This window comes from Pseudolabrys sp. FHR47 (assembly GCF_005153485.1).
Taxonomy (GTDB): domain Bacteria; phylum Pseudomonadota; class Alphaproteobacteria; order Rhizobiales; family Xanthobacteraceae; genus Pseudolabrys.
The window spans coordinates 2,929,316-2,953,280 of record NZ_CP039740.1 but is presented as its reverse complement, the minus strand read 5'-3'; the positions used below and the strand labels follow the sequence as shown (position 1 = coordinate 2,953,280).

The 23,965-nt window shown below is 63.1% G+C and carries 23 protein-coding genes; 11 read left to right on the top strand and 12 right to left on the bottom strand.

Features of this window, described 5'->3' with window-relative positions:
* Positions 1-55 precede the first annotated feature (55 nt).
* The 5 genes from E8Q40_RS14515 to E8Q40_RS14495 all read right to left on the bottom strand — a co-directional run bounded on the left by E8Q40_RS14515 (position 56) and on the right by E8Q40_RS14495 (position 5,300).
* Positions 56-1,867: a TRAP transporter large permease subunit gene (locus E8Q40_RS14515; protein WP_137045218.1), complete on the bottom strand. Its 1,812-nt coding sequence runs from the start codon at positions 1,865-1,867 to the stop codon at positions 56-58.
* Between the two features lie 29 nt (positions 1,868-1,896).
* Complete coding sequence (locus E8Q40_RS14510) at positions 1,897-2,439, bottom strand: TRAP transporter small permease subunit (RefSeq protein ID WP_137046740.1); 543 nt, start codon at positions 2,437-2,439, stop codon at positions 1,897-1,899.
* Between the two features lie 301 nt (positions 2,440-2,740).
* Complete coding sequence (gene moaA / locus E8Q40_RS14505; protein WP_137045217.1) at positions 2,741-3,781, bottom strand: GTP 3',8-cyclase MoaA; 1,041 nt, start codon at positions 3,779-3,781, stop codon at positions 2,741-2,743.
* A gap of 223 nt (positions 3,782-4,004) precedes the next feature.
* Positions 4,005-4,496, bottom strand: a complete 492-nt coding sequence (locus E8Q40_RS14500) for a hypothetical protein (protein ID WP_205995526.1) — start codon at positions 4,494-4,496, stop codon at positions 4,005-4,007.
* A 129-nt stretch (positions 4,497-4,625) separates the two neighbouring features.
* Positions 4,626-5,300 (bottom strand): HAD-IA family hydrolase, encoded by a 675-nt coding sequence (locus E8Q40_RS14495; protein WP_137045216.1) that lies wholly within the window; start codon positions 5,298-5,300, stop codon positions 4,626-4,628.
* 165 nt (positions 5,301-5,465) lie between these two features.
* Between E8Q40_RS14495 and rpiA the strand changes: the two genes are divergently transcribed.
* The 5 genes from rpiA (at position 5,466) to E8Q40_RS14470 (ending at position 11,503) form a co-directional block, all read left to right on the top strand.
* Positions 5,466-6,173 (top strand): ribose-5-phosphate isomerase RpiA, encoded by a 708-nt coding sequence (gene rpiA, locus E8Q40_RS14490; protein WP_137045215.1) that lies wholly within the window; start codon positions 5,466-5,468, stop codon positions 6,171-6,173.
* Between the two features lie 13 nt (positions 6,174-6,186).
* Entirely contained in the window at positions 6,187-6,696 is a 510-nt protein-coding gene (locus E8Q40_RS14485) for a DUF2059 domain-containing protein (protein ID WP_137045214.1), read from the top strand.
* A gap of 56 nt (positions 6,697-6,752) precedes the next feature.
* The gene (gene gor / locus E8Q40_RS14480; protein WP_137045213.1) at positions 6,753-8,189 is read left to right on the top strand and encodes a glutathione-disulfide reductase; all 1,437 of its coding nucleotides are present in this window, start codon (positions 6,753-6,755) and stop codon (positions 8,187-8,189) included.
* A 93-nt stretch (positions 8,190-8,282) separates the two neighbouring features.
* Positions 8,283-9,665, top strand: coding sequence for a class II 3-deoxy-7-phosphoheptulonate synthase (locus E8Q40_RS14475; RefSeq protein WP_137045212.1), 1,383 nt, complete (start codon positions 8,283-8,285; stop codon positions 9,663-9,665).
* A gap of 65 nt (positions 9,666-9,730) precedes the next feature.
* Positions 9,731-11,503: an NAD+ synthase gene (locus tag E8Q40_RS14470; protein WP_137045211.1), complete on the top strand. Its 1,773-nt coding sequence runs from the start codon at positions 9,731-9,733 to the stop codon at positions 11,501-11,503.
* 115 nt (positions 11,504-11,618) lie between these two features.
* Here the strand turns inward: E8Q40_RS14470 and E8Q40_RS14465 are convergent, their stop codons facing one another.
* The 4 genes from E8Q40_RS14465 to E8Q40_RS14450 all read right to left on the bottom strand — a co-directional run bounded on the left by E8Q40_RS14465 (position 11,619) and on the right by E8Q40_RS14450 (position 14,846).
* A complete protein-coding gene (locus E8Q40_RS14465; protein ID WP_137045210.1) occupies positions 11,619-12,668 on the bottom strand; it encodes a DUF2865 domain-containing protein in 1,050 nt (349 codons plus the stop codon).
* 75 nt (positions 12,669-12,743) lie between these two features.
* The gene (locus tag E8Q40_RS14460; RefSeq protein WP_246662850.1) at positions 12,744-13,625 is read right to left on the bottom strand and encodes a DMT family transporter; all 882 of its coding nucleotides are present in this window, start codon (positions 13,623-13,625) and stop codon (positions 12,744-12,746) included.
* A gap of 34 nt (positions 13,626-13,659) precedes the next feature.
* Positions 13,660-14,295, bottom strand: a complete 636-nt coding sequence (maiA, locus tag E8Q40_RS14455; RefSeq protein ID WP_137045209.1) for a maleylacetoacetate isomerase — start codon at positions 14,293-14,295, stop codon at positions 13,660-13,662.
* A 44-nt stretch (positions 14,296-14,339) separates the two neighbouring features.
* On the bottom strand, positions 14,340-14,846 hold the full coding sequence (locus E8Q40_RS14450; RefSeq protein WP_168197846.1) for a MarR family winged helix-turn-helix transcriptional regulator: 507 nt from the start codon (positions 14,844-14,846) through the stop codon (positions 14,340-14,342).
* A 207-nt stretch (positions 14,847-15,053) separates the two neighbouring features.
* On the opposite strand from E8Q40_RS14450, the gene E8Q40_RS14445 reads away from it, so the two are divergent.
* On the top strand, positions 15,054-15,497 hold the full coding sequence (locus E8Q40_RS14445) for a DoxX family protein (RefSeq protein ID WP_137045207.1): 444 nt from the start codon (positions 15,054-15,056) through the stop codon (positions 15,495-15,497).
* Here E8Q40_RS14445 and E8Q40_RS14440 read toward each other — a convergent pair.
* Together E8Q40_RS14440 and E8Q40_RS14435 are read right to left on the bottom strand one after the other, a co-directional pair.
* A complete protein-coding gene (locus E8Q40_RS14440) occupies positions 15,494-17,713 on the bottom strand; it encodes a hybrid sensor histidine kinase/response regulator (RefSeq protein ID WP_137045206.1) in 2,220 nt (739 codons plus the stop codon). The genes E8Q40_RS14445 and E8Q40_RS14440 overlap by 4 nt on opposite strands.
* Positions 17,714-17,858: 145 nt before the next feature.
* Positions 17,859-18,167: a hypothetical protein gene (locus E8Q40_RS14435; protein WP_137045205.1), complete on the bottom strand. Its 309-nt coding sequence runs from the start codon at positions 18,165-18,167 to the stop codon at positions 17,859-17,861.
* 356 nt (positions 18,168-18,523) lie between these two features.
* On the opposite strand from E8Q40_RS14435, the gene cysS reads away from it, so the two are divergent.
* The 5 genes from cysS to E8Q40_RS14410 all read left to right on the top strand — a co-directional run bounded on the left by cysS (position 18,524) and on the right by E8Q40_RS14410 (position 23,241).
* On the top strand, positions 18,524-20,065 hold the full coding sequence (gene cysS, locus E8Q40_RS14430) for a cysteine--tRNA ligase (protein ID WP_137045204.1): 1,542 nt from the start codon (positions 18,524-18,526) through the stop codon (positions 20,063-20,065).
* Positions 20,062-20,532 carry a GFA family protein gene (locus E8Q40_RS14425; RefSeq protein WP_137045203.1) on the top strand — a complete coding sequence of 157 codons (471 nt, stop codon included), beginning with the start codon at positions 20,062-20,064 and terminating at the stop codon, positions 20,530-20,532. The genes cysS and E8Q40_RS14425 overlap by 4 nt, the downstream gene beginning before the upstream one ends.
* Positions 20,532-21,041: a GNAT family N-acetyltransferase gene (locus E8Q40_RS14420; RefSeq protein WP_137045202.1), complete on the top strand. Its 510-nt coding sequence runs from the start codon at positions 20,532-20,534 to the stop codon at positions 21,039-21,041. The genes E8Q40_RS14425 and E8Q40_RS14420 overlap by 1 nt, the downstream gene beginning before the upstream one ends.
* A gap of 219 nt (positions 21,042-21,260) precedes the next feature.
* A complete protein-coding gene (cimA, locus tag E8Q40_RS14415) occupies positions 21,261-22,856 on the top strand; it encodes a citramalate synthase (protein WP_137045201.1) in 1,596 nt (531 codons plus the stop codon).
* 7 nt (positions 22,857-22,863) lie between these two features.
* Positions 22,864-23,241, top strand: coding sequence for a VOC family protein (locus E8Q40_RS14410; protein WP_137045200.1), 378 nt, complete (start codon positions 22,864-22,866; stop codon positions 23,239-23,241).
* A gap of 1 nt (position 23,242) precedes the next feature.
* On the opposite strand, the gene E8Q40_RS14405 is transcribed toward E8Q40_RS14410, so the two are convergent.
* The gene (locus E8Q40_RS14405) at positions 23,243-23,881 is read right to left on the bottom strand and encodes a TIGR00730 family Rossman fold protein (protein WP_246662849.1); all 639 of its coding nucleotides are present in this window, start codon (positions 23,879-23,881) and stop codon (positions 23,243-23,245) included.
* Between the last annotated feature and the right edge of the window lie 84 nt (positions 23,882-23,965).

Genomic DNA, 23,965 nt, shown 5'->3' with positions numbered 1-23,965 from the left:
AAACCCCGGAGCGTCGCTCCGGGGTTTTTTGTTGACCGGCTTTTCCGACGCAGCGCTATTTGAATGTCGGCGGCGCGAAGTCGAGCGGCGGCATGTTGAACTGCGGTACCTCGATCTTCACGGTGTTCGGATCGACGGTGGACGCGCTTGATTTGTAGTGCATGACCATTTGCGGGAAGATGATCACCAGCGCCACCATGATGAGCTGAATGCAGACGAACGGCACCGCACCCCAGTAGATCTGGCCCGTGGTCACCGGCTCCATGCGCAGGCCGGTGACGCGATCCGTATAGGCTTCCTTCGGCGCCACCGAGCGCAGATAGAACAGTGCGAAGCCGAACGGCGGATGCATGAACGAGGTCTGCATGTTGACGCCGAGGATGATGCCGAACCAGATGAGGTCGATACCGAGCTTTTCCGCCGCTGGCCCGAGCAGCGGGATGACGATGAAGGCCAGCTCGAAGAAGTCGAGGAAGAAGGCAAGGACGAAGACCAGCGCGTTGACGAAGATCAGGAAGCCGGTCGCGCCGCCGGGCAGCGAAGTGAGCAGGTGCTCGACCCAGATGTGTCCGCTGACGCCGTAGAAGGTCAGCGAGAACACGCGGGCGCCGAGCAGAATGAAGACGACGAAGGCCGACAGCTTGGCCGTCGATTCCACGGCCTGGCGGATCAGATCCCAGCTCAAGCGCCGCTTCATAGCCCCCAGTGCCAGCGCGCCGACCGCGCCCATGGCGCCGCCTTCGGTCGGCGTCGCAACGCCGATGAAGATGGTGCCGAGCACGAGGAAGATCAGGAACAGCGGCGGCACCATGACGAAAGTGGTCTGCTCCGCCATCAAGGTCATGAGGCGGAATCCGGTCGTCTTTTCGATCAGCGCGGCAATCACCGCGTAGAGCGCGCCGGCCGACAGCGCAGCGAGCAGCAAGGCCCAGTTCTGATGGCCGTGGTGATTGAAGTAATACCAGGCGCCTGCGAGGACCACGAACAGTATGAAGCTGACGTAGAAGTAGCGGGTACCGAACACGCGGTTGAACACAGCGCACAGGAACGACACGATCACGCCGACCGACATGGTCAGGATGACGAAATCGGCGCCGCCCCGCACATTGGTCTGGGTCATGAGGAAGTAGGCGACAAGTCCCGAGAACAGGACGAGCACGCCGAGCTGCCAGACGCCGCGGGCACCGCTCGGCTCCCGAAAGCCGATCGCTTCCAGCGGCAGGCCGGGCACCGCCATCGGCTTCACGAGGGTGACGAGGAAGATGTAGCCGGCATAGAGCGCGGACAGTACGAGGCCGGGAATGAAGGCGCCTTCGTACATGTCGCCGACCGATTTGCCGAGCTGGTCGGCCATCACGATCAGAACCAGCGACGGCGGAATGATCTGCGCCAGGGTGCCGGAGGCGGCGATGACGCCGGAGGCGACGCGGCGGTCGTAACCGTAGCGCAGCATGATCGGCAGCGAGATCAGGCCCATCGAAATCACCGAAGCCGCGACCACGCCGGTGGTGGCGGCGAGCAGGGCGCCGACGAAGACCACCGCATAGGCAAGGCCACCGCGCACCGTACCGAACAGTTGTCCGATGGTGTCGAGCAAATCCTCCGCCATGCCGGATCGTTCAAGGATCAATCCCATGAAAGTGAAAAACGGAATAGCGAGCAGCGTGTCATTGTTCATCACGCCGTAGACGCGCTCGGGCAGGGCCTGCAGGAAGTCCGGCGAAAATTGGCCGAGCTCGATGCCGATGATGGCGTACAGCAAGCCGACCGCGGCGAGCGAGAATGCCGCCGGATAGCCCAGCAGCAGAAACACGACCAGCGATACGAACATGATCGGAGCCATGTTCTCGATCAGAAAGGCAATCATTGTGTTACTCCAGGATCCGCTGGCGGCGCTTAGCGCTGTTCAATCGCTTCGACAGTACGTTCGACCTCGGCTTCGAGGGCGCTGACCGAACTTTCGTGCGGATCGGGAATGTGGCCGCGCATCACTGCGATGCGCTTGATCAACTCGGAGAGACCTTGGGCGAGGAGCAAAGCGAAGCCGATCAGGACCAGCGATTTCGATGGCCATTGCGGCAGGCCGCCGGCATTGCCGGACTGTTCGTTGATCATGAAGGAGCGCCAGAAGAACGGCGCACCGGTGACGATCATCAGGATGCACCAGGGCGCGAGGAACAGCGTATGGCCGACGACGTCGATCCAGTTGCGTGCCCTCTTCGGCATCAGGTTGTTCACGATGTCGATGCGGATGTGCTCGTTGGCGAGCAGCGTCCACGGCGAGCACAGCAGGAACACGACTCCGAACAGCACCCATTGCAGTTCGAGCCAGGAGTTCGAGGAGGTATCGAACAGTTTGCGGACTGTGGCATTCACCGCCGATACGAGTACGGCGGCCAGGATGAGCCAAGCCAGCCGCTTGCCGATCCAGGTCGTCATCGCATCGATGGCGCGGGAAACCGGCAACAGGCCTTTAAGCCATGCGTCGAGAACGCTCACTTTTGAATTCCCCCTCTGGCCGGCCGGATCGGCCGGCAAACCAATTTTACTTCTGTTTTATGCGCCCCACACGCATGCGGACGGCAGGTCCACATGCCTGTTAAGCCGATGGAAATGCCAGCCGTCAATGGTGAAAATGGCGGCAACTGGCCGCCCCAATGGGACTTTTGGCTAGGGGTGAAAAGGACGGCAGGATGAGCCTGTTTTGCGCCAATATCACCTTGACGCAGGCTCGACGGCCTCAACCGCCGGTCACACTCATATGACGGGCTAGCGCCGGCCGGTGCTGCCGGCGGTCGATGACAAAGTCGTGGCCCTTGGGCTTGCGCAGGATGGCAGCGTCGATGGCGCGGTGCAGCGCTTCGTCGCTTTCCGAGGCCCGCAGCGGTGCGCGCAGGTCGGCGGCGTCCTCCTGACCCAGGCACATGAACAAAGTGCCGGTGCAGGTGATCCGAACGCGATTGCAGGATTCGCAGAAATTGTGAGTCAGCGGCGTGATGAAGCCGAGGCGGCCGCCGGTTTCCTTGACCCGGACATAGCGGGCAGGCCCGCCGGTCTGGTAGTCGATATCCTCGAGCGTATAGCGCTCGGCCAGCCGCGCGCGCAGCATCGACAGCGGCAGATATTGATCGAGCCGGTCTTCGCCGACCTCACCCAGCGGCATGACTTCGATGACCGTCAGGTCCATGCCGCGGCCATGCGCCCAGGCGATCATGTCGCCGATCTCGTCTTCATTGACGCCCTTGAGCGCGACGGCGTTGATCTTGACTTTCAGCCCGGCGGCTTGCGCGGCGTCGATACCGGCCATCACCTTGTTGAGATCGCCCCAGCGCGTAATGGCGCGGAATTTGTCGGCATCGAGCGTGTCGAGCGACACGTTGATGCGCTCGACGCCATAGCTCTTGAGCTCGGCCGCATATTTCTCGAGCTGCGAGGCGTTGGTGGTGAGCGTCAATTCCTTAAGCGCGCCGCTTTCCAGGTGACGCGACAGCGATGCGAACAAGGTCATGATGCCGCGGCGGACGAGGGGTTCGCCTCCGGTGAGCCGCAGCTTGTTCACGCCTTTGGCGACGAAGGCACTGCACAGACGGTCGAGTTCCTCGAGGCTGAGCAGGTCGGCCTTCGGCAGGAAGCTCATATGCTCCGACATGCAGTAGACGCAGCGGAAGTCGCAGCGGTCGGTGACGGAGACGCGCAAATAGGTAATGGCGCGTGCGAACGGGTCGATCAACGCGCGGGGCTTTCCGAAGTCGCCGGATGCGGCATCGAAGGCCAATGTCATAATCCCGTTTCCACCGAAACTCGTTGGCACGCGCAAGCCTCCTTGCCGTACCAGGCGTCACGGCGCTTCATCACGAAGCACCGTAGACCTATTCCATATAGGCAGTTCGGCGGGACATGGCCATAGCGCCAGGCAATGGCTCTGTTTCGCAGTGCAACGAAGCCACAAGCAAAACGGCGCGCCAATCTGGCGCGCCGGGTTCAAGTCGACAGTCTTTTGGAACTCACTGCTGGCGCGGAGCCGGCCAGGGCGAGCTGCCGCTCGGTTGTGCGGCCGGAGCAGGGGCGGGCGCCGCGGCTGCCGGCTTGGCCGCCGCCGGCTTGGCGGTCGAGGGCTTTGCGGCCGGCTTCCGGGCGCGCGGCTTGGCGGCGGGCTTGGCTGGCGGAGCCGCGGTGAGTTCGACCATCACCGGGTTCGGCCGCAACTGCGGCAGGCTGCCGGACTGGTCGACCGGCTCGAGCGTTTCCTGCTCAGGCTGATAGCCCTGCAGGGTGAAGGTGACGGTCAGCGGCGCATCGACGGGCAGCGCCAGCGCACAGGGCGTCTTGCAGGTCTGGCCGTTCGAGGTCTTGGCTTCCGCTCCCGGCGGTTCGGATTCGAAGCGGACGGTGTCGAGCGTCGGGCCCGGCTTCAGACCATCGAAAAAGTCCGAAGAAGACGAACAACCGGCGAGAAGCAAGCCGCCGACGGCAACAGCAATGACTCGGTACATCATCTAACCCCGGTCCACGCGAGCGAATTCACTCGCCCTTTGTTAAGCACATTAAGAGCCACTCAAAGATGTGGCAACAAGTTGGGTTCTGTTAACCTTACCGCGTTAACCATAATTATGGCGGCTTTTGCCTTATTTGCCCTGCGAAAGGCTGGCAATTGCCTCCGATAATTGTTCGAAATGGCTGATCAGACGGTCCGGACCGTAATCCGAGACCGGTGCCGCGCTGTAACCGAAATCGACCGCGACGACTGGCAATTCGGCTGCGCGGGCGGTGAGGATGTCGGTCTCGGAGTCGCCGATCATGATGGCATGCGCTGGATCGCCGCCCGCGGCGAGGATCGTGCGCCGCAGCACCTCAGGATCGGGCTTGGCGATCTTGAAGGTGTCCTGGCCGACAATCGCTGCAAAACGGCTCGTCATCTTGAGGGCATCAAGCAACAACAACGACTGCTTCTCGAACTTGTTGGTGCAGACTGCGAGGCGATGGCCGCGTTCGCTCAAGGCATCGAGCGCGTCGATGACCCCGGGAAAAGGGTAGGAGCGGTCGGCCACATGCGCGGTGTAGTAGTCGATGAAGTCGTTGAACAGTCTGTCGAGGACCTGCGGCGTCACCGTGCGTCCTTCGGCGTTGAGTCCGCGCGTGATCATGGCGCGCGCGCCATGGCCGACGAAGGTTCGTGCTTCCTCGAAAGGGACCGGCGGGATGCCTTCGCGCTCGAACACGACATTAAGCGTATCGACGAGGTCGGGCGCGGTTTCGACGAGGGTGCCGTCAAGATCGAAGACGATGGTCTGGAGAGCCATGGCTTGTCGCTAGCCGCCGCGACGGCGCGATGCAAGGCCGAAATACGCTTGTGATATCGGCATTTTCGGCTATCCAGCCCCGGCGTTAAACGCTAGAAAACTTCCAGATTTTCAGCGCCGCCGGCTCCAGGCGGCATCGACCCGGGACCATCGAGAAACGCTTGAATGGACGCCGAAGCTCAAAAACGGGCCGCTGCTGCGCGCGCGGTTGAATATGTACAACCGGGGATGCGCCTCGGCCTCGGTACCGGTTCGACGGCGAAGCATTTCGTTGACCTGTTGGGTGAGCGCGTGCGTGCTGGCCTGAAAGTGGTTGGGGTACCGACCTCGGAGGCAACCCATGCCCAGGCCAAGGCCTGCGGTATTGCCCTGACGACGCTCGATGAGACGCCCGAACTCGATTTGACCATCGATGGCGCCGATGAGGTGGCCCCCGATTTCAGCCTGATCAAGGGTGGCGGCGGTGCGCTGCTGCGCGAAAAGATCGTGGCCTCGGCCTCGTCGCGCATGATCGTCATTGTCGATGCCGGTAAATGGGTGGATAAACTCGGCGCTTTCGCGCTGCCCATCGAAGTGGTGCCCTTTGGCTTCGGCGCGACATTACGGGCCATCGAAAAGACCATCGGCAGCGTGCAAAGCTTGGGGCCGATGAAGCTGCGGCAGACCAAGGAAGGCCATCCTTTCGTCACGGATGGCGGCCACTGGATTGTCGATGCCGCCCTGGGCCGGATTGACGACCCCCGGGCGCTCGCGCATGCGCTGTCGGCGGTGCCGGGCGTGATGGAGCACGGCCTGTTTATCGATCTTGCGTCGGTTGTGATTATCGGCGGCCCGGACGGTGCTAGAACCGTCGAGCGGCCCGCTTCCCGCTAAACGGAGTGTAGGAATGTTTGTTTCGACCCAATCCTGGCGCGGCCTTCGCGCGGTCGTCGTGGCGGCTTCGCTCGTTATGTCCGGCTCCGCCCTGGCCCAGCAGCCGTCGCCGGCGGCGCTGAAGATGGCCGGCGAAATCGTGAAGATCACCGGGGGGCTCGAATTGTTCGCTCCGATCGTGCCCGGCGTCGTCGAACAGTCGCGACAATTCTTCGTGCAGCAGAATCCGATGATCACCAACGACGTCAACGAAGTCGCCGCTCAGGTCCGCAAGGACTACGAGGCGCGAGTGTCGGAGGTGCATACCAAGGTCATCGAAATCTACGCCGCGAACCTGTCCGAACAGGAACTGAAGGATATTCTTGCTTTCTATACGTCGCCGGCTGGCAAGAAATTTCTGGTCGCACAGCCCAAGATCATCGACGAGAGCCTGAAATTTGCTCAGGAATGGGCCAATTCGCTGTCGGACGAAGTCATCGGCAAGATCCGCGAGGGCTTGAAGAAGAAGGGCCACAAGCTTTAATGAGCTTCACCCGCCCGCGCATCTGATGCGCTAAGAGCGGTGGAGCTCAGGCGGTTATGGCACCCAGTTCGGCATCCACTTCGGCACCTGCTTCCAAGTCTTCCTACGACGTCGATCTGTTTGTCATCGGCGCAGGCTCGGGCGGTGTGCGCGCCGCGCGCATTGCGGCGAGCTACGGCGCGCGGGTGATGATCGCCGAGGAATTCCGCGTCGGCGGCACCTGCGTGATCCGCGGCTGTGTGCCGAAGAAGCTGCTGGTGTACGCTTCGCGTTTTTCCCACGAATTCGAGGATGCCGCCGGCTTCGGCTGGACCGTGCCGCAGGAACCGACCTTTAGCTGGCCGACTTTGATCGCCAACAAGGATCGCGAGATCGACCGTCTCGAGGCCGCCTATGTCGCGACGCTCGAGCGCTGGAAGGTCAAGATCGTGCGCAGTCGCGCTGTGATCGAGGACGCACACACCATTCGCCTCGCCAACGGCGACAAGGTCACCGCCGGGACCATTCTCATCGCGACCGGCGGCTGGCCGCATATGGGTCCGAATATTCCAGGACTGGAACACGCCATCTCATCGAACGAGGCGCTGCATCTGCCCGAATTGCCCAAGCGCATCGTGGTGCAGGGCGGCGGCTATATCGCCGTCGAGTTCGCCTGCATTTTCGCCGGCATGGGCAGCGAAGTAACGCTCGTCTATCGCGGCGAGAACATCCTGCGCGGCTTCGACGACGATATCCGCGAGCATCTGCGTAACGAGATGCAGACACGCGGCATTAATGTCTTGTGCGGCCACACGGTCGACGCCATCGATCGCGCTGGCGACGAATACGTCACCCATCTCTCGGACGGCCGGAAGATCGCCAGCGACAAGGTGATGTTCGCCATCGGTCGCCGGCCGAATTGCATGGGCATCGGCATTGAAAATCTCGGCATCCGTTGCCACGAGCACGGCGGCATCGAGGTCGACGAATATTCGCGCACGTCGGTGCCGAACGTCTATGCCGTCGGCGACGTCACCAACCGCGTCAATCTCACGCCGGTCGCGATCCGCGAGGGCCACGCCTTCGCCGACACCGTTTATGGCGGCAAGCCGACCCGGGTCGATCATGCCGATGTGCCGACCGCGGTGTTCTCCGAGCCCGAACTCGGTGTCATCGGTCTGACCGAAACGCAGGCGCGAGCCCAGCTCGACAAGCTGGACGTCTACAAGACCACGTTCCGTCCCATGAAGGCGACCTTGTCCGGGCGGGCGACCCGGGTGTTCATGAAGCTCCTGGTCGATGGCACGACTAACCGGGTGGTCGGCTGCCACATCGCCGGTCCGGATGCCGGCGAACTGATCCAGCTCATCGGCATCGCCGTGAAAATGGGGGCCACCAAGGCCGACTTCGACGCCACCATGGCGGTCCATCCGACCATGGCCGAGGAACTGGTGACGATGCGCGAAAAAGCGGCGAGTTACAGCCGCCAGAGCGGTGACCAGGCCGCGGAATAGGGTGCCGGTCAGGGTTAACGGTGGCTGCGCTATTGGCTGGCGCCGCGTGGCCTAAATTGTGTATAACCCCGCAAAATTGCTGGAGTAACTGCGATGCCCGAGCGTTGGGCGCCCGATAGCTGGCGCAATAAGCCCATTCTGCAGGTGCCGGACTACCCGGACAAGCAGCTTCTTGCCGATACCGAGAAGCAGCTTGCGACGTTTCCGCCGCTCGTTTTTGCCGGCGAGGCGCGCAGCCTCAAGGCGGCGCTGGCTCGCGTCGCCAAGGGCGAGGCTTTCCTACTCCAGGGCGGCGACTGCGCCGAGAGCTTTGCCGAGCACGGCGCCAACAACATCCGCGATTTCTTCCGCGTCTTTCTCCAGATGGCGATCGTCTTGACCTATGCCGGTGCCTCGCCGGTCGTGAAGGTCGGCCGCATCGCCGGCCAGTTCGCCAAGCCGCGCTCGTCCGCGACCGAGAAAAAGGACGGCATCGAACTGCCGAGCTATCGCGGCGACATCATCAACGACATCGCCTTCACGCCGGAATCGCGCACGCCCGATCCGCGCCGGCAGATGGACGCCTATCGCCAGTCGGCGGCGACGCTGAACCTGCTGCGCGCTTTCGCCAAGGGTGGCTATGCCAGCGTCGAAAACGTGCACCGCTGGATGATGCAGTCGGTCACCGACTCGCCGCAGTCGAAGGCCTACGCCGATCTCGCCGATCGCGTTTCAGGCGCGCTCGATTTCATGCGTGCCTGCGGCCTGACCTTCGCTGTCGACAGTGCGCTCGGCACCACCGATTTCTACACCAGCCACGAGGCGCTGTTGCTCGGCTACGAGCAGTCGCTGACCCGCATCGACTCGACCACGGGCGACTGGTACGCGACCTCCGGCCACATGATCTGGATCGGTGATCGTACCCGCCAGCACGATCACGCGCATATCGAATATGCGCGCGGCATCAAGAACCCGCTCGGTCTGAAGTGCGGTCCGTCGCTCAAGGTCGATGATCTCCTGCGCCTCATCGACATCCTCAATCCGGACAATGAACCGGGTCGCCTGACGCTGATCGGCCGCTTCGGCGCCGAGAAGGTCGGCGAGCATCTGCCGGCTTTGGTGCGCGCGGTGAAGCGCGAGGGTCGCAGCGTGATCTGGTCGTGCGATCCGATGCACGGCAACACCATCACCTCGGCGTCGGGCTACAAGACGCGGCCGTTCGATCTCATTCTCAAGGAAGTGCGCTCGTTCTTCGACGTGCATGCGGCCGAAGGTTCGCATGCCGGCGGCGTGCATCTGGAGATGACCGGACAGAACGTCACCGAATGCACCGGCGGCGCTCGCGCGATCTCGGATGCCGATCTCAACGATCGCTATCACACGGTCTGCGATCCGCGGCTCAATGCCGAACAGGCGATCGATCTCGCCTTCCTGCTGGCCGACCGGCTGCGCAAGGAACGCTCGGCGCATCCGCTGCCCGCGGCGGCGGGGCTTTAGGAGCAAGGCTGGCCTGCACCGGCCGGCCATTGCCCGCTCTCGGGCCGAAGCGGTAGAGGTTTCACATGAACACCCGCGGCTCCGACGGAAGACCGGCCGACCGACTGGCGATTGCCTGTGCGCAGCTGAACGCGACTGTCGGTGATATCGCCGGCAACGGCGCCAAGGTGCGCCGCGCTCGTGACGAGGCGGCGCGGCAGGGCGCCGACATCGTCGTCTTCCCCGAACTGTTTATCGCCGGCTATCCGCCGGAAGATCTGGTGCTCAAGCCGGCCTTTCAGGCCGCCTGCCGTGCCGAGATCGAGAAGCTGGCGCGTGAGACCGCCTCGGGCGGCCCGGCGCTGGTCGTCGGCACGCCGTGGGTCGAGGACGGCAAGCTCTACAACGCCGTGGCTATTTTAGAGGCCGGCCGCATCGCGGCGCTGCGCTTCAAGGTCAATCTTCCGAACTATGGCGTGTTCGACGAGGCTCGCGTTTTCGCACCGGGGCCGGTGCCTGGCCCGGTGAATTTCCGCGGCGTCCGGCTCGGCGTGCCGATCTGCGAAGATATCTGGACCGAGTCCGGCGATTACGAAGACGTGGCCGAATGTCTGGCCGAGACCGGCGCCGAAATTCTCGTGGTGCCCAACGGTTCGCCCTACGACCGGGCCAAGGACGAAGTGCGGCTCAACATCGCGGTGGCGCGCGTCACCGAGCAGAACCTGCCGCTGCTGTACGTCAACCAGGTCGGCGGCCAAGACGAGCTGATTTTCGACGGCGCCTCCTTTGCGCTCAATGCCGATCGCTCGCTGGCGTTCCAGTTGGGCGCCTTCGAGGAAACCGTCGTCACCACGCAGTGGGTACGTCAAAACGGCGGCTGGGTCTGCGAGAAGGGGCCCTTCGTCAAGGCGCTCGGGGACGACCGCGCCGATTATGGGGCCTGCGTGCTGGGCTTGCGCGACTACGTCAACAAAAACGGTTTTCCCGGCGTCGTCATCGGTTTGTCGGGCGGCATCGACTCCGCTCTGTGTGCGGCCATGGCGGTCGACGCGCTTGGCGCCGAGCGCGTACGCTGCGTGATGCTGCCGTACAAATACACGGCGCAGGAATCGCTCGACGATGCGGCGGCCTGCGCCAAAGCGCTCGGCGTGCGTTACGAGATCCTGCCGATTGCGCCGGCGGTCGAAGGCCTCGAGAAGGCGCTGGCCGCGACATTTGCCGAAACGCAGCGTGACGTTACTGAAGAGAACCTGCAGTCGCGTGCGCGTGGCACCATCCTCATGGCCATCTCCAACAAGTTCAACCTGATGGTCGTGACCACGGGCAACAAGTCGGAGATGTCGGTCGGCTACGCCACGCTCTATGGCGACATGAACGGCGGCTTCAATCCGATCAAGGATCTCTACAAGACCGAAGTGTTCCGGCTGTCGCGCCTGCGCAATGAGTGGAAGCCGTCATTCGCTCTCGGGCCGGATGGCGTCGTTATTCCGGAGGCGATCATCGTGCGGCCGCCGACGGCGGAGCTGCGCGAGAACCAGAAGGACGAGGACTCGCTGCCGCCTTACAGCGTGCTCGATCCGATCCTCGAGGCACTGGTTGAGCGCGAGGAGCCGGTTTCAAGCATCGTCGCCGCCGGCTATGCCCGGGACACTGTGCTGCGCGTCGAGCGGCTTTTGAACATCGCGGAGTACAAGCGCCGGCAGGCGGCGCCTGGTGTGAAGGTGACGCTGAAGAATTTCGGCCGCGACCGGCGTTATCCGATCACCAACCGTTTCCGCGACACCGGCGAGCCTTTGCCCAAGCCGGACGTTTCGCTTTACACCGGCCAGCCGGCGAAGTCGGAAGCGTTTGATTTTTGATGCTCAGCGTCATCGTCCGCGAATGCGGACGATCCAGTAACCACCGACGTTCTTCAAGATGGCTGGCGCTGCGGCGTACTGGATGCCCCGCTTTCGCGGGGCATGACGTAGAGACTTACTGCTGCCGCTGCGGTACGAAGGCCGGGCCGACCGAGCGCACGTCGTTTGACGGTTGCGCCGATGATTGCGGTTGCTGTCCTTGCGCTGGATTTTGCGCAGGTGATTGCGGACGGATCGGCCGGCCAGCGGCATCGCGCGGCAGGGACAGGCGCTTGGCGCTTTCCTCGGTAACGACGACATCGCCCGGCGCCAGGGTCTGGTCGCCGCCCATCACTTTCATCGCCTCGGCCCAGCTTTCGCCGGGACGTCGGCAGCCGCAGGATTTGTCGAGCGCCTTGCGATAGGCGAACGCGGTCGGCAGCGCGGTGTAGGGCTGACCGTCGAGCGAGACCGCCTGGTTCACCTCTTCGCCGGGGTTGTGATAAACGTAAAGTTGAACCTGCGCCGCCGGGCATGAGCGCTGGCAGACCTGCGCGTCGTCGTTGAAGCGGTCGGGCGAGGTCGCATAGGAAATCGGGAAATAATAGCCGTCGCAGGTGCGCACGCAGATGGTGCGATAGGTGCCGCCCATCTGGCCCTGCGGTGTCGAAAAGATGCCGCTATTGGTGTTGCCGCCGAACAGCCGGTCGAAGAAGCCGCCTTGCTGACCCTGGATCGCGGCCGAACGGTATTGCGGGCCGCAATTATTGTCGCCGAGCGCGATCATCAGCGACTGGCGCTGCGCCATACGTTCGGTATTGCCGCCGGACAATTGCTCGAGCTCAACCTGAAGGCGCTCCAACGTCGAGCGCTGCTGGCCGATCTGGCGGTTGATGCCGCCGCATTGCGGGGGCGGGTTTGAGAAGATCGAGAAAAAGCCCGAGCTTTCGCAGCCGTTCTGGCGGCTCTGCGACACCAGGCGATCGACCTCGTATTGCTGGCGGTTAACCGCGTCTTCGGCGCGCCGGATGCGGTCCGCGCGCTGCGGGTCGGCATTGCCGCGGTCGAGCGAGGCGAGCTGCGCCTCGAGCCGCTGGCAGGTCGGATTGGCCGATTGGGCATTGGCTGCGGACACCGCCGTCAGGGCGGCGAGGGCGGTGATGGCGGGACGAAGAAAAGCTCTCATGCGGCGCACTCTAATCGGAAAATCATGGCCAAGCGAGGACACCCGCCAGCCGGATTCGGAAGGCCGGGCGCGGCCTCATGTCGCCCGGCGGCGCTCGGAGCGGAGGTTCCAGAGCACCCCGGCGATGATGACCAACGCACCAACCAGGACCCAGATATCGAGGGCTTCGCCGTAGAACGCCCATCCGACGACGGCAATGAGCGGAATCCGCATGAAGTCCATCGGCACCACGAGCGTCGCATCGCCGGCGCGGAATGCATTGCTCAGACAGAAGTGCGAGGTCAAGCCCGCAAGGCCGACGCCGATTGCGGGCAAAATGTGGCGCAGGTCGTAGAGGCCGGCGTCAAGAAAGACCGCCGGATTGCTGCCGATCAGCGACAGGGGCAGCTGGATCACCGCCATCCAGAAGATGATGCTGAAGGTTGACTGCGTGCTTGTCAGCGACTTGGTCATGATCATCATCACGGCGAAGCCGACGGCCGCCAGCAGCACGATGCCCGCGGCCGGGTTGAAGCCCGTAATGCCGGGCCGCAGGATCACCAGGATGCCAAGGAGCCCCAGGATCACGACGCCGATACGGCTCGGCGTCAGCTTCTCGCGCAGGAACCAGGCAGCGAGCAGGGCGGTCCACGCCGGGGTCGTGAATTCGAGCGCGAACACCAGAGCGAGCGGCAGCATGGTCACGCCATAGGCCCATGCGAACTGCGCACCGTAGTGGATGGTGTTGCGCAGCACATTGAAGCCGAGGCGGTGCGGGCGGACCTGCAGCCGCAGCTCGGGCCGCAACAGCAGCACGATGCACAGGATGATCAGCGCAGCGCCGCTCCGGATCGTGAAGATCTCGAAGATGCTCAATCCGGCGCGCGACAATTCGCGGATCGACACCGCCATCGCCGAGAACGACAGCAGCGCGCCGGCCATCCACAACACGACGCGGACGATATGAGAGCCGCTCACCGGACGGACTTTCTGTTTTGAACAGGAGGCGGCGCTACTCGGCGTCCGGCTGGTTCTCGGGCCGTGCCTTGTCGAAGGCCGGCAGTTTCAGGCACACGGTCTCGACGGCGACGATCTTCGGAAAAGCGTCGAGGGGCACTTTGAGGCGGCGCGCGTTGAACACCTGCGGCACGAGGCAAACATCGGCCAGCGTCACATGCGAGCCGAAGCAGTACGGACCGGGCGCGATCATCTGCTCGAGCGCCTTGAAGCCCTCGATCACCCAGTGGTGATACCAGGCATCAATTGCAGTCTGCTCCTGATTGAGATTGCGTTTGAGGTAGCGCAGCGCCACGAGATTATTGAGCGGATGGATATCGCAGGCGATGACCTGCGCCGCCGCGCGCACGCGAGCGCGGTCGAGTGCCTCCGCCGGCAGCAACGGCGGATCGGGATAGACCTCGTCGAGATAGTCGATGATGGCGAGCGACTGGGTCAGGACCTCGCCGCCCGACAATTGGAGCGCCGGCACCCGCATCTGCGGGTTGATGGCGCGGAAGGCGTCGGAGAACTGCCGCCCGCCATCCTTGGTGAGGTGGATCGACTCCATCTCATAGGACAAGCCCTTGAGATTGAGAGCGATGCGGACGCGATAGGCGGCGGACGAGCGGAAATAGCTGTAGAGCTTCACGAGCGGCGTTCCCCGGCAATCCCGAATGTGGATTTTGCCGCAACCTAACCGGCTTTGCCGCCCTTGGCGACATCGGCGGTGATCGCACCGGCCCTTTCGGTGAGCTGTTTGACCACGCGGGAGAAGGCTTCGCGGTCGCCGGGGTCGATCGTGGCAATGAGACGGTTGACGAACTCCACCGCCTGCGGCGCCACGTCGTCATAGACGGCGCGGCCGTCCGGCGTCAGCGACAGGAAGGCCTCGCGCAGATCGGCGACATTGGCCCGCCGGGTCACGAACTGGCGCTTCTCCAGGACCGCCACGGCACGCGATACCTTGGTCTTGTGCATCTGGCCGTGGACGCCGATTTCCTTGGCGGTCGCGCGGCCGAATTCGCCGAGAATGACGATGACCCGCCACTCCGGCACGCCGATCTGGTAGCGCTCGGCATAGATGCTGGAGAGGGCCGCTGAGACGCTGCCGGAGCACAGGTTGAGCCGGTGCGGCAGGAACTCGTCGAGCTTGAGCACCGGCGTGGCCTGCGAGGCCTGGTCCGCGGTGATCACTGACATTGCCGGTTTATGCATCGCGCCGCAGGGTCCCTTGCGCCGGCGGGTCTTGAGGCATCGACCGGCAAATACTGACGAATTTACCGATGTTGGGATACCGCGCAACCTTCTTGGAAGCATTCTAATCGTCCGCATGGTCGCGGAACCGCTAGACTGGCGGCCACCGGCCACGGAATCCTGCTCCGAGGAGACCGCCCAAAGGAGCCTGCCATGTCGGACGATTCGCGCCTGCTCATCCCCGCTCTGGACGGGCTCTACCGGACGCTCGCGCCGGTGACCGAAACCCTGGTGCGCCTCTGCGCCGGCCTGTCACTCGCCGCCCATGGCTATCCGAAGCTGTTCGGGGCGACCGCGGCCAATGCCGCCTTCTTCGAGCAGGCTGGATTCCACCCCGCGCTGTTCTGGACCATCCTCACCGGGCTCACGGAATTCGGCGGCGGCCTGTGCCTCGCGCTCGGCCTGCTGACGCGGCTTGCCGCACTCCCGGTGCTGGTCTTCCTCGCGGTCGCGATCAAATTCCACGCCGCCAACGGCTTCTACTGGAACAACCTCGGCTTCGAATATCCGCTGTTCTGGGCGCTGGTCGTGCTGCACTTCCTGGTGCGCGGCGGCGGACGCTTCTCGCTCGACCGGTTGATCGGCCGCGAGGTTTAGGATGTGCCCTGCGGCTTGTTGCCGTCGAGCACCTCGCGCACCTTCTTGGCCATCGCTTCCGTCGTGAACGGCTTGGTCAGAAGATCGACATCGCTGTCAAGCCGGCCATGATGGATGATGGCGTTGCGGGTGTAGCCGGTCGCGAACAGCACCGGCAGATCGGGATGCGTCTCTTTCACCGCATTGGCCAGCTCGCGCCCGTTCATGCCGCGGGGCAGCACGACGTCGGTGAACAGCAGCGCGATATCGGACATGCCCTTGAGTTTTTCCAGCGCTTCGGCCGCCGTCGCCGCATGGGTGACGTGGTAGCCGATATCGCTAAGCGCATCGATGACAAAACGGCTGACATCCGGATCATCCTCGACGAGCAGGATGGACTCCGAATGTTCGCCCGAACCCGGCGCCACCGGCTCGGTCTCCTCTTCCCACGCCGGGAAGGCGGACGGATCGGACAGCCGCGGGAAATACATCTTGATCGCGGTGCCCTGGCCGATCTCGCTGTAGATCTGGATGTGGCCGTGCGACTGCTTGACGAAGCCATAAACCATGCTGAGGCCGAGGCCCGAGCCAACGCCCGCCGGCTTGGTGGTGAAGAACGGATCGAAGGCGCGGTCGCGCACGTCGGCGCTCATGCCGCTGCCGGTGTCGCTGACCGCGACCAGCACGAACTGACCGGCTTCGACATCGGCGCCCGCCTGCCGCACATAGGCTTCGTCGAGATAGGCGTTGGAGGTTTCGATCGTCAGCCGCCCGCCGTCCGGCATGGCGTCGCGGGCGTTGACGGCGAGGTTGAGAATGGCGCTCTCGAGCTGGTTGGGATCGAGGGCGGTCTTCCACAGGCCGCTGGCCAGCACGGTTTCGACCCGCACGGTCTCGCCGATGGCGCGATGCAGGATCTCCGACATCTCCGCGACCAGCCGATTGACGTTGACGGCCTTGACCTCCTGAGGGTGCTGCCGCGAGAAGGTGAGCAGGCGCTGTACCAAAGTCGCCGCGCGGGTCGAGGCCTGACGAATAGCGCTGAGCGAATTGGCGACGCGTGCGTCTTCTGAGGAGTTGCGCCGCAGCGCCAGTTCGACATTGCCGATGATGGCGGTAAGCAGGTTGTTGAAGTCGTGGGCGATGCCGCCGGTGAGACGGCCAACCGCTTCCATTTTCTGGGCCTGGCGCAGCGCCATTTCGGTTGATTGGCGGCGTGCCGCTTCCTGCCGCAACAGCCCGTTGGCGGCGGCCTCGCGCCTTGCCTGGTGCAGGGCGAAAATGCCCAGTCCGACCATCATCAGCGTTGCCGGCAGACCGAAGACCAGATGCATCGCCATCGCTCGCATCCATCGGGCACGAACATGCGGGACGTCGAGCGCGGCATAGACATAGACATCGTAGTTCGGCAGCTTGCGATAGGCGCCGATGCGGCGTTCGCCGTCGGCCGATGATGTGCCATCGGTGATGCCACCCTCGGGATTAGCCGCGACCGCGCGCATGAAGATCGAGCCCGGCGCCGAGCGCCTGAATGCCGAATTTGTTGGGTACCGCGCCAGCGCAACGCCATCGTTGCGTACCAGTCCGGCCACCGACACATCGCTGCGCGGCAGCGTGGCGTAATAGTTCGAAAAATATTCCGGCGCGATTGACACGAGATAGACGCCGTTGAACCTGCCGCCGTTGCTGTCGCGTCTGCGGGTGATGGCGAAGAAATCGGTGTTGGCGGCGCGCGCGTCAATCACCTCACTGATGAAGATGTCGATGTTCGCTTTCTTGTGCGCGTCGAAATAGCTGCGATCGGACAAATCGAGATCGCGCGGTAGGGGATAGACGGTGCCGGCCACGAGTGGCCGGCCGTCCCTGTCGATGACCCAGAGATCGCGGAGCTGGGGCAGGGACTGGATGAACGTTCTGATGCGTCCGCTGTACTGCGCTTCGTTGTCGCGGATTTCGGAACTGGGGATATTGTCGAACATTTCCTCGAGATAGCGTTCGCTGATGGCGAAGGTCTCGAACACCTTGCTGGCGTGTTCCTGCATCGCGGACACAGTGCGCTGCAGGCGCTCGGTGGCTTCCGAAATATGCTGGCCGTAGGAAATCCAGGCGGCGATGAGATAGATCGCGATGGGGAAGGCGATCGAAGCCGCGATCAACAACTTCAGCGGCCGTTCGGCGCGGCTGACCGGACTCTCGACCGGCGGCGGCGGGACCTGAGGTTCGCGTGCTTTGACCATGCGCCCGTGCGTCGGAGGAAATACAGGTTCCTTCGTACCGGGCTCGTAGTGATAACTCAACCGCGCTTAAACGCGCGCAAGCTCTTACGCCCGTTAAAAAATTTCACACGGAGGATGGAACTTTCCGCGAAGTTCCCGACCGCGATCAGCGCGAACAGACGATGGCGACAACGTCGTCGCAATTCGCGCCTTTGCAGCCGCCCGATCCGCCGGCCGGAATGGCGCCGGTGATGTCCTCGCGGTCCACCTTGCTGAAAGACATCGCGGTGGCGAAGTTCTGGCTGCGGCAATAGGCAGCGGCGGCCGGTGCCCCGCAGGCCGCGCCGCTGGCCAGGCAGCGGTCGACGCCATAACCAACGTCGGCGCTGATGATGAACATCTTGCGCTCGGCCTGGGCCGGCCCGGCGAGGGTGAGGCCGGAGAGCAAGGCGACACTGACCAGTAGGCTACGCATGGGCACGTCCGTTCCTTATCGCGCGCGCCAACGGGCCGCGCGGGCTCGATCGAGGGCTTGTCGGTGAAGTCCGGCCGCTAAAATGCAGCGAAGTTTCTTAAAAGCCGTTTAACCGCTGCGGCGATTCGAAGGCCTCTAGCAAGTACTTATGTTTGCTGTGGAATTTTCGGGCCGCTTGACGCTAGCCGGGCAATTTGCGCAATGTGCCCGACAATGAACGGCCTGACCCTCATCCGCGGTATTTGCCGCCTGATTATTAGCTAGCGCACACACGCTGGCTGAGGCCGTCTTTTCTCGAATCGAGATAATAAGGGACGCCCCCGGCCAGCGGGATCGCCGGCATTGGTGTGACCCTTATGGAATTGCGGCTCTACGATACGCTGACGCGCGAGAAGCGCCCGTTCACGCCGATCGATCCGGCGAATGTGCGCATGTATGTGTGCGGACCGACGGTCTACGACTACGCCCATATCGGCAATGCGCGGCCGGTCATCGTCTTCGACGTGCTGTTCCGGTTGCTGCGCCACATCTATGGCGAGAGCCACGTTAAATACGTCCGCAACATCACCGACGTTGATGACAAGATCAATGCGCGCGCCGCCGAGCGCGGCATCGATATCCGTGAGTTGACGGAAGAGACCTATCAGAATTTCAAGGCCGACGTCGCGGCGCTGGGCTGCCTGCCGCCGACGGTCGAACCGCGCGCGACCGAGCATATCGAGGAGATGAAGACGATCATCGAGCGTCTCATCAAGTCGGGTCACGCTTATGTCGCCGAAGACAATGTGCTGTTCAACGTGCCGTCGATGACGGACTACGGCCAGCTCTCCAAGCGGCCGATGGACGAGATGATCGCGGGCGCTCGTGTCGAAGTCGCGCCTTATAAGAAAGACGCGCAGGATTTCGTGCTGTGGAAGCCGTCGAAGCCGGGCGAGCCCGGCTGGCCGTCGCCGGGTGGCATCAAGGAGCCCGGCCGTCCCGGCTGGCACATCGAATGCTCGGCGATGTCGTGGAAGCATCTCGGCGAGACCTTCGACATTCACGGCGGCGGCATCGATCTCGTCTTTCCGCATCACGAGAACGAAATCGCGCAATCGCGCTGCGCCTTCCATCAGAACGTGATGGCGAACTATTGGATGCACAACGGCTTCCTGCAGGTCGAAGGCGAGAAGATGTCGAAGAGCCTCGGCAATTTTCTCACTATCCGGGGTCTATTAGATAAGTGGCCGGGCGATGTTTTGCGTTTGCAGATGCTGATGACGCATTATAGGCAGCCAATTGATTGGACTGAGAACAATACCAGAGCAGCTTGCAATGAACTAGAAGATTGGGCCCATCTTCTTCAATCGCGTTATACATTCAATAATAACGAGGAACCGACCGAGGTTCTCAACGCATTGTCAGACGACTTGAATACTTCAAATGCTATTTCGGCATTAAGGGAGCTTTTTGCTAAGGCAAAGGTGGGTGGCTTTAAAGACGAGATGAAGTTTGCCGCTAACTGCCACCTGTTGGGGTTCCGGCATCTCGATAAGCCGGGGTATTTTCAATCTGGCGTACAAGCCCTCAATGTAGATCAGAGTATTCTTGGCCTCGGCGCAACTGTGCAGCTCTTAAGAGCTGCAACAGCAAATAACGCCCCCCAAATTGGTCAGATAATATCGACGATTGAATCGCGTGGATTGAAAGTCGAAAGTAGCAAAAACGGCACTTTGACTATTGTCAGCGGTGATAGGCAGCTTCTGAATGAGAAAATAGAGCGTCTTGTTGCAGACCGCACCGCTGCTCGCGCCGCGAAGAACTTCGCTGAATCCGACCGCATCCGCGACGAGCTCGCGGCCATGGGCGTGGTGCTGAAAGACTCCAAGGACGGCACAACCTGGGAGATCGCGCGATGAACACCATGCATTCCGGCGGCTGCCAATGCGGCGCGGTGCGCTTTCGCGGCTCGAAATTCGGCCGCTCGTCGATCTGCCATTGCCGCATGTGCCAGAAGGCCTTCGGTTCGCCCTTCGCGATGCTGGTCACCGTGCACGATCTCGAATGGACGCGCGGCGAGCCGAAGCGCTATCGTTCGTCGAACAAGGTCGAGCGCGGCTTCTGCGCCGATTGCGGCACGCCGCTGACTTATGAATACGGTGGCCCGACCGAAATCGCGGTCTGCACCCTTGACGATCCGTCGGTCGCGCCGCCGACCATCCAGGTCAATCCCGAGAGCAAGCAGCCGTTCTTCGACGGCTTGTGCAGCCTGCCGACGCGCCCGGAAGGCGCCGAGCCCAAGCAGGAGGCCTTCAAGGCTTCTATCGTCAGCCATCAGCATCCCGACCACGATACGGCCGAATGGCCGCGACAGGGGACACGCTGATGGCGACCGCTTCACCGAAGCTCGCGCTGCGGCCGTTCCTGCCCACGGATGCGCCGCTGCTCGCGGAGATCTTCCGCGAGAGCATTCTTGAACTGACAAGCGACGATTACAGCGAGGCCCAACGGGAGGCGTGGATTTCACGCGCCGAAGATCTGGAAGCCTTCGCGGCCCGCCTCAGCAAGCAACTTACTTTGATTGCGACCTTCGATGGCTCGCCGGTCGCCTTCGCTTCGCTCGCCGGCAACACCAAGATCGACATGCTGTTCGTGCATCCGATCGTCAGCGGGCAGGGCGCGGGTGCGCTGCTTGTCGACGCGCTGGAGAAGCTCGCCGGCGCGCGCGGCGCTTCGAGCCTCACCGTGGACGCCAGCGACACCGCGCGCGGCTTCTTCGAGAAGCGCGGCTATGTCGCGCAGCAGCGCAATTCGGTGTCGGTCGGCGACGAATGGCTCGCCAACACCACGTTGTCCAAGGCGCTCGTCAAGCCGAACGCCCAACCGGAGGCCTAAGTCGCTGCCATGGAAAAACCCGACACGCCGTTCCCGCGCCACTGGCTCTATTACATCGTGCTGAAGGTCGTGGTGATCGCTGCTGCGATTGCCGTCGCCACCAAGTATTTCGGTCTCTGGTAAGCGCGTCATGCAGCGGCATCACATCGTCATGGCGGCCGTCGCGCTGCTGGTCGCCGTTGCGCTGGCGGCGAACTATTATCTTTGGTGAGGCGTATCATGTCCCGCGAGCGGCTCTATCTGTTCGACACGACCCTGCGCGACGGTGCGCAGACCAATGGCGTCGACTTCACGCTCGCCGACAAGATCGCCATTGCCGATATGCTCGACGACTTGGGCATTGACTATGTCGAGGGCGGTTATCCGGGCGCCAATGCGACCGACACGGAATTCTTCGCGCAGGACCGCAAGCTCAAGGGCAAGTTCACCGCCTTCGGCATGACGCGCCGCTCGGGGCGCTCGGCCTCGAACGATCCGGGCGTCGCCGCGCTCATCGAGGCGAAAGCCGACGCCATCTGCTTCGTCGCCAAGTCGTGGGACTATCACGTCAAGGTCGCGCTGGAGACGACGCTGGAAGAAAACCTCGCTTCGATCCGCGACAGCGTGAAGGCGGCCAAGGCCGCGGGCCGGGAAGTGCTGCTCGATTGCGAGCATTTCTTCGACGGCTACAAGGCCAATCCGAAATTCGCCCTGGAATGCGCCAAGGCGGCCTATGACGAGGGCGCGCGCTGGGTGGTGCTGTGCGACACCAATGGCGGCACGCTGCCGCACGAGATCGAGAAGATCGTCGGCGATGTGGTGAAGGTCATCCCCGGCGATCATGTCGGCATCCACGCCCATAATGACACAGAGCAGGCGGTCGCCAATTCGCTGGCCGCGGTGCGCGCCGGCGCGCGGCAGATTCAGGGCACGCTCAACGGCCTCGGCGAGCGCTGCGGCAACGCCAATCTCGTTTCCATCATCCCGACGCTGAAGCTGAAGAAGGACTATGCCGACAAGTTCGACATCGGCATCAGCGACGAGGCGCTCAAGTCGCTCGGCAAGGTGTCGCGCGCGCTCGACGAGCGGCTGAACCGGCCGTCGTTCCGCTACGCGCCCTATGTCGGCGAGAACGCTTTTGCCACCAAGGCTGGCATTCACGCCTCCGCAATCATGAAGGCGCCGGAAACCTACGAGCACGTCAGTCCCGATCTCGTCGGTAACAAGCGCAAGGTGCTGGTGTCGGATCAGGCCGGCAAGTCGAACGTGCTCGCCGAACTCGATCGTATCGGCCTCAAGGTCGACAAGGACGATCGCCGCATCGGCCGCCTGCTTGAGATCGTCAAGGAGCGCGAGGCGATCGGTTATGCCTATGATGCGGCGGACGCCTCCTTCGAACTCTTGGCGCGGCGCACGCTCGGCACCGTGCCGGATTATTTCGACGTGTCGCAGTTCGACGTCAATGTCGAGCAGCGCGACAACGCGCTCGGCCAGCGCGTCACCGTCACGATGGCAGTGGTCAAAGTGAAGGTCGGCAGCGAAAGCCTGATCTCTGCGGCGGAAGGCAACGGTCCGGTCAACGCCCTCGACCAGGCTTTGCGCAAGGACCTCGGCAAGTATCAAGACTACATCAAGGGCCTCAAGCTCACCGATTTCCGCGTGCGTATCCTCAATGGCGGCACCGAGGCCGTGACGCGCGTGCTGATCGAAAGCGAGGATGAGAGCGGCGAGCACTGGACCACGATCGGCGTGTCGCCGAACATCATCGACGCCTCGTTTCAGGCGCTGATGGATTCGATCATTTACAAATTGGTGAAGTCCGGCGCGCCGGCGTGAGGGCCGCATGATCGACCACGTCTCCATCGCCGTCCGCGACCTCGGCGCCGCCACGCGCTTTTACGAGTCCGTGCTCGGCGCCATCGGCATGAAGCCGATCGACGTGCGCGCAGCGACCGTCGGCTTCGGCAAGCAGTATTCCGAGTTCTGGATCAATCTGCGCCGTGACATGGCGCCGATTGAGGCTGGCAGCGGCGCGCATGTCTGCTTCCGCGCGCGCTCGACCGAACTCGTCGATGCCTTCCACGCCGCGGCGCTCAAAGCCGGTGGCTCAAGCGATGGCGCGCCCGGTTTGCGCGAGCATGACGGCGAGGGCGGTTATTACGCCGCCTTCATCCGCGATCCCGACGGCAACCGCATCGAGGCGGTGACGTTTACGAAGTAAGCTACAACTTCTCCGCCACAGCTTCCGGCATATCCTTCGCCGTTTCCGACACGCCCTGCATCGCCTGGCGCAGCTTCGGGATGATGTCGCTCACCTCGTCTGCGACCAGCAGTTCGAACTCCATGCCGTCGCGGATGAAGGCCAGCGCCTTCATGTGATCGAGCAGAGCGGAGAGCGGATCCCAGAAGCCCTTGATGTTGGCGAGCAGGATCGGCTTCTTGTGACGGCCAAGCTGGGCCCAGGTCATCTGCTCGACGATCTCCTCGAGCGTGCCGATGCCGCCCGGCATGGCGACGAAGGCGTCGGCCATCTCGAACATCTTGCGTTTGCGCTCGTGCATGTCGCGGGTGACGATCAGGCCGTCACCGTTGAAACCGGCGCGCTCCTTGTTGAGCAGAAACTCCGGGATGATGCCGGTCACCGTGCCGCCATGGCCGCGCACCGCCTCGGCCACGGCGCCCATCATGCCCATGTCGCCGCCGCCATAGACCAGCCCGATACCGGCCTTGGCCATGGCGGCGCCTAGGGCGGTCGCCGCGGCGACGAAGGCCGGGTCGGTGCCCGGGCCGGAGCCGCAATAGACGCAGATTCGGGCGAGCGAGGCGGGTTTGTCAGGCGAGGTCATGGTCTGGATGTGCATCGCTACCTTCCGGGCGTCAAGGTGGCCCCGAAAAATCCGTAGGAAATACAGGGCGGAAGGGTGATTGCCGGCCAGTTTAGACCT